A 6,739-nucleotide genomic window follows, 5' to 3' on the forward strand; every position below is an offset into this window, starting at 1 on the left:
GGTCAGTTTGCCGCCGAGACGAACGCGGCCCAGCTGCCCTGTTCCACCGGGGCGATTGACTCGACGTCACAGAAGACCAGGTCGGCCAGCTGCTGCTGGGTGAGCAGGGCGCGCTTGCGGTGGTGGGCCAGGAGGACGCCGACGACCTTCGAAGAGGCGTTCTTCTGAGGCCTGTTGCTTTTGGGCTTGCCGGTCACATCCCCCGGCGGGCTTCCGCCGACCCCCGTATCACCCCTACGGCACCCGCACAAAAGGCATGTACCAGCGCCCCGGTCATATTTCTGTAGTGAACGCTACTGAAATAGGGTACGGTTCAATCTGCAACGACCGCTACGGAAATGCCGAGGTGTACCCATGTCCGCCACCGCGACGACCGCCCCCTACGCCCGTACCGTCCGCAAGCAGAGCGGTGGCCCCGGGCTGCTGCTCGCTCACGGCGGCGGGGGATCCGTCGAATCCAACTTCGGGGCGATTCTGGACGACCTGGCCGCCGCGTACAGCGTCGTCGGGGTCGACTACCCGGGGAGCGGCGGGACGCCGCGCGCCACCCAGCCGCTGGAACTCGACGTACTGGCCGACCAGTTGGTGGCTGCGGCCGACGCCGAGGGGCTGGAGCGGTTCGCGGTGCTCGGCTACTCGCTGGGCGGTAACGTCGCCGTCCGGCTGGCCGCCCGGTACCCCGAGCGGGTCACCGCCCTCGTCCTCACCGCGACCTTCGCCCGCGCCGGGAACCGGCTGGGGCTCGTCGCCGACCTCTGGTCGGCGTTGGCCGCGCGGGGTGAGGACGAGCTGCTCGCGCGCTTCCTGACCCCGCTCGCCCTCGGCGCCCGAACGCTGGAAGCGCTCAGCCCCGCCCAGCTGGAAGAGCTGGTGCGGGCCACCGCGGCATCCGTCCCGCCCGGCAGCGGGGACCACGTCGAGCTGATCAAGGGCGCCGATCTGCGCGCCGACCTCGCGCGGATCGACGTACCCGCCCTGGTCATCGCGACGACCGAGGACGGGCTCGTACCGCTCGACCTCCAGCGGGAACTCGCCGACTCCCTCCCGGGGGCGCAGTACGCGGAACTCCCCACCGGCCACCTGCCCTTCGCCGAACGCCCGGCCGAGTGGGCGGCCTTGATCAGCGGTTTTCTGGGGCGCTGAGGAAGGCGAGACGGGCCTTCTTCGCCGGGAGGCAGACCTCGGGGAGGTCGATCTCCGGCAGCTCGATCTCGGGGCCGAGGACGAAGCCCGAGCGCTCCAGGAAGGCCATGACCTTCCCGTTGCGGACGTCCGGCTCACCGACCAGGCGGCGGGCGCCGACATTGGAGAACAGGTACGCCGTGAACACGCCCACCAGGGCCGAGCTGAACCCGTGTTCCGGCGCCCCCTGTGCGGGGCCGAGCAGCAGGTGGATGCCGACGTCGCCCGGCCGCACCTCGTAGCACTCGCTGATCCGGTCCTCGGCGCAGTCGTACGTCTGGAACAGCGCGACCGGCACCCCGTCGCGGCGGACGAGGAAGGCGTGGTGAGTGGTGCGGCGGTCGAGGTCCTCGTAGATCTCCTGGACCAGCTCGCGGCTCGCCCCGGCCATGCCCCAGAAACGGGCCCGCTCCTCGGTGACCCAGCTGTGGATCAGGGCGGAGTCGGCGGCCGGGTCGAGGGGGGTGAGGGTGACGGTGCCGAAGCCCTCGACGGGGCGGGTGAACACGGGCAGCCGGGTGGAGGTGGTCATACGGATTCCTTGGAGAGGCGGGCCCAGTCGGTGACGACGGGGAGGAGTTCGCAGCGCGCCCAGAAGGGGAGCTGGTCGCGGTGGTGGGGAGCGCCGGCCACGCCGTCCGCGCCCAGCGGGACCGCCCAGCGGCTGTCCTCGCGCCGGGCCAGGTCCCAGACGTAACGGGCCGCCGACGCACGGGCGGTGAGGTCGGTGAACCCGGGGACGGAGGAGGTGGCGTTCACGCAGTCGTGGTCGCCGCCGAGGCCGGGCCACTCGGCGTCCGGGTCCGGGAGCGCCGACCACGGGGCCAGCCGGTGGACCTCCGACCAGGGCGTGTCGGCGGTGTGCGCGGCCGCGGTCGCCTCCAGGGCGGCGCGGACGTGCGCGGCGCGGTCCAGGCCGGGAAGGAGCGTGGTGGCCAGCAGGCCTTCCAGGGCGTAGCCGACGCGCGGGACGAGGTACAGCCAGGGGTGGAACACCTCCGGGCCGGCGGGCGCCTCGGCCAGGCCGGCGAAGACCGGGTCGGCGGCGAAGCGGCGTACGGTCGCGGTCCGGAAGGCCGCGAAGACGGTGGCGTCGGTGGAGTCGGCCGCCATGCGCCGGTCCCAGGCGAGCAGGCGTTCGCGCAGTCGCGCCGCGTCGGGGGAGAGGCCGTCGAGCCCCGGCAGCAGGGCCAGCAGGGGTTCCGCCGAGGCCAGGTGGGTGTCCCGGTGTACGTCGGCCATCGCCCCCGGGGACCAGTCGGCCGAGCCGGAGAGCAGCTCGCGGATGCGGTTGGCCCGGTGCGGGGGCGCGAACTCCACGCCGAGCGGGGAGGCGATGCCGCGCGCGTTCGCCATGACGGCGAAGCCCTGGACCGGCTCGGCGGGGGTCGCCGCCCAGCCCCGCCAGGCGTACCGAGCGTCCCAGGCGGGCACGGGGCGCAGCCGGTTGGCGGGGTCGCGCCGCGGGACGGCTCCGGCGACGCGGTGCAGCAGGCCGCCCTCGGTGTCGGCGGCGTGGACGACGTTGACGGGCTCGGCCCAGCCATCGAGGGCGCGGTCGATGTCGGCGACTGTACGGGCGCGCAGCAGTGCGGGGAGGGCGGCGAAGCCGAGGTCGCGGCGGACCCGGGGCGGGTAGCGCAGGGAGAGGGTCTGCTCCGCGGTGGCGGTGTCGGTGATGACCGGGCCGCGCGCGGTTTCCAGCACCTCGACGGTGACGGGGTCGGCGCCGGCGACCGTGATGGTCTCGGTGTGCCGGTGGACGGCCTCCCAGACGCCGTCCGGCCCCAGCGCCTCGACGGTCTCGCCGTCGGTGTGGGCTGCGGCGTCGGTGGGGGCTGCCGGGCGCAACTGCTCGACGTACAGGTCCTGGTAGTCGGCCATGGCGTTGGTGATGGCCCAGGCAGCGCTGCCGGTGTGGCCGAAGTGGGCGAGGCCGGGGACGCCGGGGACGGCGAGGCCGAGGACGTCGTACTCGGTGCAGGAGAGACGTATCTGCTGGTAGACCCCGGGGTCCTCGATGAACCGGTGGGGGTCCCCGGCGATGATCGCCGCGCCGGTGGCGGTGCGCTCCCCGGGGACGAGCCAGCCGTTGCTGCCGGCGGTGCCGGGGCCGTCGGTGGCGAACAGGGTGACGGCGTCGTCGCCGAGGGCGCGGGCGACGCGCTCGCGCCAGAGCTTGGTGGCGAAGCCGGCGAAGAGGATGTGGGTGGCGATCCAGATGGAGAGCGGTACCCAGGGCTCCCAGGGGGTGGGACGGTGCCCGGTGCGCGCGAACCGCTCGTCGCGGGCGGCGCCTTCGGCGAGGGCTTCGTTGACGCCGTCCACGTACGCCTGCACCCAGGCGGAGGTCTGCGGGTCGAGGGCCTCGTGGCAGCGGCGCGCGGTGTCGTCGAGCCGGGCCTGGCGCGCGAAGCGGTCCCAGGCGACGGCCCCGGGCCCGAGGAACGCGGCGCTCGACCCCTGGGCGCGGTGCCGCTCCACCTCCACCTGCCAGGCCCGGTCGCGGGCGGTGACGCGGCCCTGGGCGTGGGCGAGGCGGAGGTGGTCGCGGGCACGGAGGTGGGGGACGCCCCAGGGGTCGCGGTAGACGCCGTGGGGGGCGGGGTCGGTGGTGGAGCCGTCTGCGGCGGTCGGGCTGGTCATGCTGGGGCTCCCCCGGTGGTGGATTGTTTAGGTAAGGCTGTCCTAACTGTCGAGCCAACTATAGGGGGTGGGGTGAGGGCGGAGCCCGGGGCCCGTGGCCCGGGTTCAGTCGCCGACGGTGCCGTCGATCGCCTCGCGGAGGAAGTCGGCGTGACCGTTGTGGCGGGCGTACTCGTGGATCATGTGCAGCATCACGAACCTGAGCGAGACCTCCTCATCCCACTTGGTGACGTAGGCCCTGACGTCGAGGGACTCTGCGGCGGCTTCGACGGCCCGGGAGTGCTCGACCTCCGCCTCCCAGGCCCCGAAGGCTTCGGCGCGGGTGGCGGCGGAGGCGTCGTAGGCGGCCTGGAAGTCATGCCGGTCGGACCACACGTGCGGGACGTCGGTGGCACCGATCGTGCGCCGGAACCAATGCCGCTCGACCTCGGCCATGTGCCGCACGAGCCCGAGCAAGGACAGGGTCGAGGGAGGCGACGCCTGCCGGCGCAGGTCTTCGTCGGAGAGGTCGCGGCACTTCCCGGCGAGGATGGCGCGGTGGTAGTCGAGATAGCTGCGCAGGCTCTCGCGCTCGCCGCCGGTGAGGGGAGGGTCGATGGGTTCCATGTACGGATCTTGCGGCGCGGGGGGTGGGGGAGGGAAGGGGGTTTTGCTGGGGAAGGGGGGCTTCGGGGGGCGGGGTGCCCTTGGGCGGGGGTGGTGGGGTGCTGGGGGTCCGGGTGCGGGGTGCACTCGGGCGGTGTCGGTGGGGTGCTGGGGGTTTCCCGTCAGTCCACTGTCCTTTCGTGTCGTGCCGGCCCGTCAAGGGCGCTCCTCCTCGTTCCTCGTCGTCGCGTCGCTGCGCGATGGCCTTCGGCCACCCTTGACTGTCCGTCCCGCCCCGAAAAGCCAAAGACTGCCGGGAAGCCCCCGAAGAACGGCCGGGCTCTTCGGGTCCACCGTCCAGCCCCGCCGGCGATTGAGGCGCGGGGTCTGGGGCGGAGCCCCAGGAAGCCCCGAGCGCAGCGAGGGGGCCCACCCACCGGCGCCGCAGATCGCTACGCGCTCCTCCGGGACGGCGTCCGCGGCCCGCCACGGGCTGGGAATGGGCCGCCACCGATCGCTACGCGGCTCACCTCACCTGGCGTCGATCAGCCCGTCATCGGCTGGGAATGGGCCGCGACCGATCGCTACGCGCCCCCGCCAGACGGCGTCCGCGGCCCGCATTGGGCTTTCCACCGACGGCACACCGCAGCGATGGGTCGGAAAGCGCATTGCCGCCAGCAAAGTTGACGGATTGGATTGCCCCCGGCGGCGCCGACGCACCGGCGCCACCGAAGCCGCGCAGAAGGAGGCGAATGCCCACCACGCTCAACGGCTGCACGCCCTGGCCCGAGGAGTTCGTCGACCGCTACTGGGCGGCCGGCCACTGGCGCGGCTACCCGCTCGACAGCTTTCTGCGCGGCCGGGCCCTGCAGTACGGACCGCGAACCGCGCTGGTGCACGGCGCCACCCGCATCACGTACGCGGCCCTGAACCGGCGCGTGGACCGCATGGCCGCCGGCTTCCGGCTGCGCGGCCTTCGGCCCGGGCAGCGGGTCGTGGTCCAACTGCCGAACGTGCCCGAGTTCGTCGTCACCGCGTTCGCGCTGATGCGCTCCGGTCTCGTCCCCGTGTTCTGCCCGGTCTCGCACCGTGCCTCCGAGGTGTCCCACGTCGTGCAGGTCACCCAGGCCGTCGGCTACGTCGGCCCCTCGACGTACCAGGGCTTCGACCACACCGCGATGGTCGCGGACATCGCGGCTCGAACACCCTTCCTGCGGCGGGTGTTCACCTGTGAGGCGCCGGGCACCTCGTCCCCGTACGGCGGTCTCACGACGGACCCGGCGGGCTGTCAGTACAGCTCACTGGGCTCACTCGACGCCCCGCCCGGACCACCGCTCGCGCAGCGCGCCGACCAGATGGCGTTCCTGATCGCCGACGCCGCGGAGCTCCGAATCGTCCCGCGCACCCACAACGATTACGAGTACCAGGCGCGGGCCGCCGCCGAGTTGGTGTCGCTCACCGAGAACGACGTCTATCTCGCCGCGTCCCCAGCCGAGTTCAACCTCACCTTCGGCTGCCCGGGCATCGTCGGCATCCTCTCCACCGGTGGCACCGTCGTCCTGGTCGAGGACCCGGGACCCGCCGAGTGCCTGCCGGTCATCGAACGGGAGCGGGTCACCATCACGTCGGTGGTACCCGCCGTCGCCCGGCTCTGGCTCGACGCGCTTCCCACCGTCCGGGCCGACGTGAGCAGCCTGCGTCTCGTCCAACTCGGCGGTGCGCCCCCGGACGGGGCGACCGCCGAGCGGATAGGTCCCGAGCTGGGCTGCCGCGTGCAGCAGGTCTTCGGCACGGCCGAGGGGCTGCTCACGCTCACCCGGCCGGACGACGTGCCCACCACGCAGGGCCGCCCGCTCTCACCTGACGACGAGATGCGCCTCGTCGACGCCGACGGCGAGGACGTGCCCGACGGGGAGCCCGGCGAGCTCCTCGTCCGCGGCCCCTACACGGTGCGCGGCTACTACCGGGCGCCCGACCACAACGCACGCTCCTTCACGGCCGACGGCTACTTCCGCACCGGCACCCTCGCCCGGCGCACCCCAGACGGCAACCTGGTGGTGACCGGCCGAACCAAGTCCTGACCTGGTCCGGCCGGGTCGCCGGTCGAACCTCCGGGATGCCCGCCAGCACCTGGACCCGACCCCTGACCTGTCCTGGCGGCCGATGTCGACGGGTTCGACGCCAGGGCACGTCAGCCGTGTAGCGATCAGTGGCGGCTTATGCCCAGCCCGTGGCGGGCCGCAGGCGCCGTGACGGGAGGAGCGCGTAGCGATCTGCGGCGCCGTGGGTGGGCCCCCTCGCTGCGCTCGGGGCTTCCTGGGGCTCC

General features: G+C 73.3%; 6 protein-coding genes. 2 read left to right on the plus strand and 4 right to left on the minus strand.

Features of this window, described 5'->3' with window-relative positions:
- Nucleotides 1-2: 2 nt before the first annotated feature.
- Complete coding sequence (locus ACZ4M3_RS08330) at nucleotides 3-197, minus strand: helix-turn-helix domain-containing protein (RefSeq protein ID WP_467730787.1); 195 nt, start codon at nucleotides 195-197, stop codon at nucleotides 3-5.
- A 157-nt stretch (nucleotides 198-354) separates the two neighbouring features.
- On the opposite strand from ACZ4M3_RS08330, the gene ACZ4M3_RS08335 reads away from it, so the two are divergent.
- Complete coding sequence (locus ACZ4M3_RS08335; protein WP_467730788.1) at nucleotides 355-1,143, plus strand: alpha/beta fold hydrolase; 789 nt, start codon at nucleotides 355-357, stop codon at nucleotides 1,141-1,143.
- Here the strand turns inward: ACZ4M3_RS08335 and ACZ4M3_RS08340 are convergent.
- The 3 genes from ACZ4M3_RS08340 to ACZ4M3_RS08350 all read right to left on the minus strand — a co-directional run bounded on the left by ACZ4M3_RS08340 (nucleotide 1,121) and on the right by ACZ4M3_RS08350 (nucleotide 4,434).
- Nucleotides 1,121-1,714 carry a GNAT family N-acetyltransferase gene (locus ACZ4M3_RS08340; protein WP_467730789.1) on the minus strand — a complete coding sequence of 198 codons (594 nt, stop codon included), beginning with the start codon at nucleotides 1,712-1,714 and terminating at the stop codon, nucleotides 1,121-1,123. The two genes, ACZ4M3_RS08335 and ACZ4M3_RS08340, sit on opposite strands and share 23 nt — an antisense overlap.
- Nucleotides 1,711-3,828 (minus strand): penicillin acylase family protein, encoded by a 2,118-nt coding sequence (locus tag ACZ4M3_RS08345; protein WP_467730790.1) that lies wholly within the window; start codon nucleotides 3,826-3,828, stop codon nucleotides 1,711-1,713. Before ACZ4M3_RS08345 ends, ACZ4M3_RS08340 begins: the two co-directional genes overlap by 4 nt.
- Before the next feature lie 105 nt (nucleotides 3,829-3,933).
- Nucleotides 3,934-4,434 carry a DinB family protein gene (locus ACZ4M3_RS08350; protein ID WP_467730791.1) on the minus strand — a complete coding sequence of 167 codons (501 nt, stop codon included), beginning with the start codon at nucleotides 4,432-4,434 and terminating at the stop codon, nucleotides 3,934-3,936.
- Nucleotides 4,435-5,165: 731 nt separating this feature from the next.
- Between ACZ4M3_RS08350 and ACZ4M3_RS08355 the strand changes: the two genes are divergently transcribed.
- On the plus strand, nucleotides 5,166-6,494 hold the full coding sequence (locus ACZ4M3_RS08355) for a (2,3-dihydroxybenzoyl)adenylate synthase (protein WP_467730792.1): 1,329 nt from the start codon (nucleotides 5,166-5,168) through the stop codon (nucleotides 6,492-6,494).
- Nucleotides 6,495-6,739 lie beyond the last annotated feature (245 nt).

The organism is Streptomyces sp. NPDC026522, from assembly GCF_055567555.1.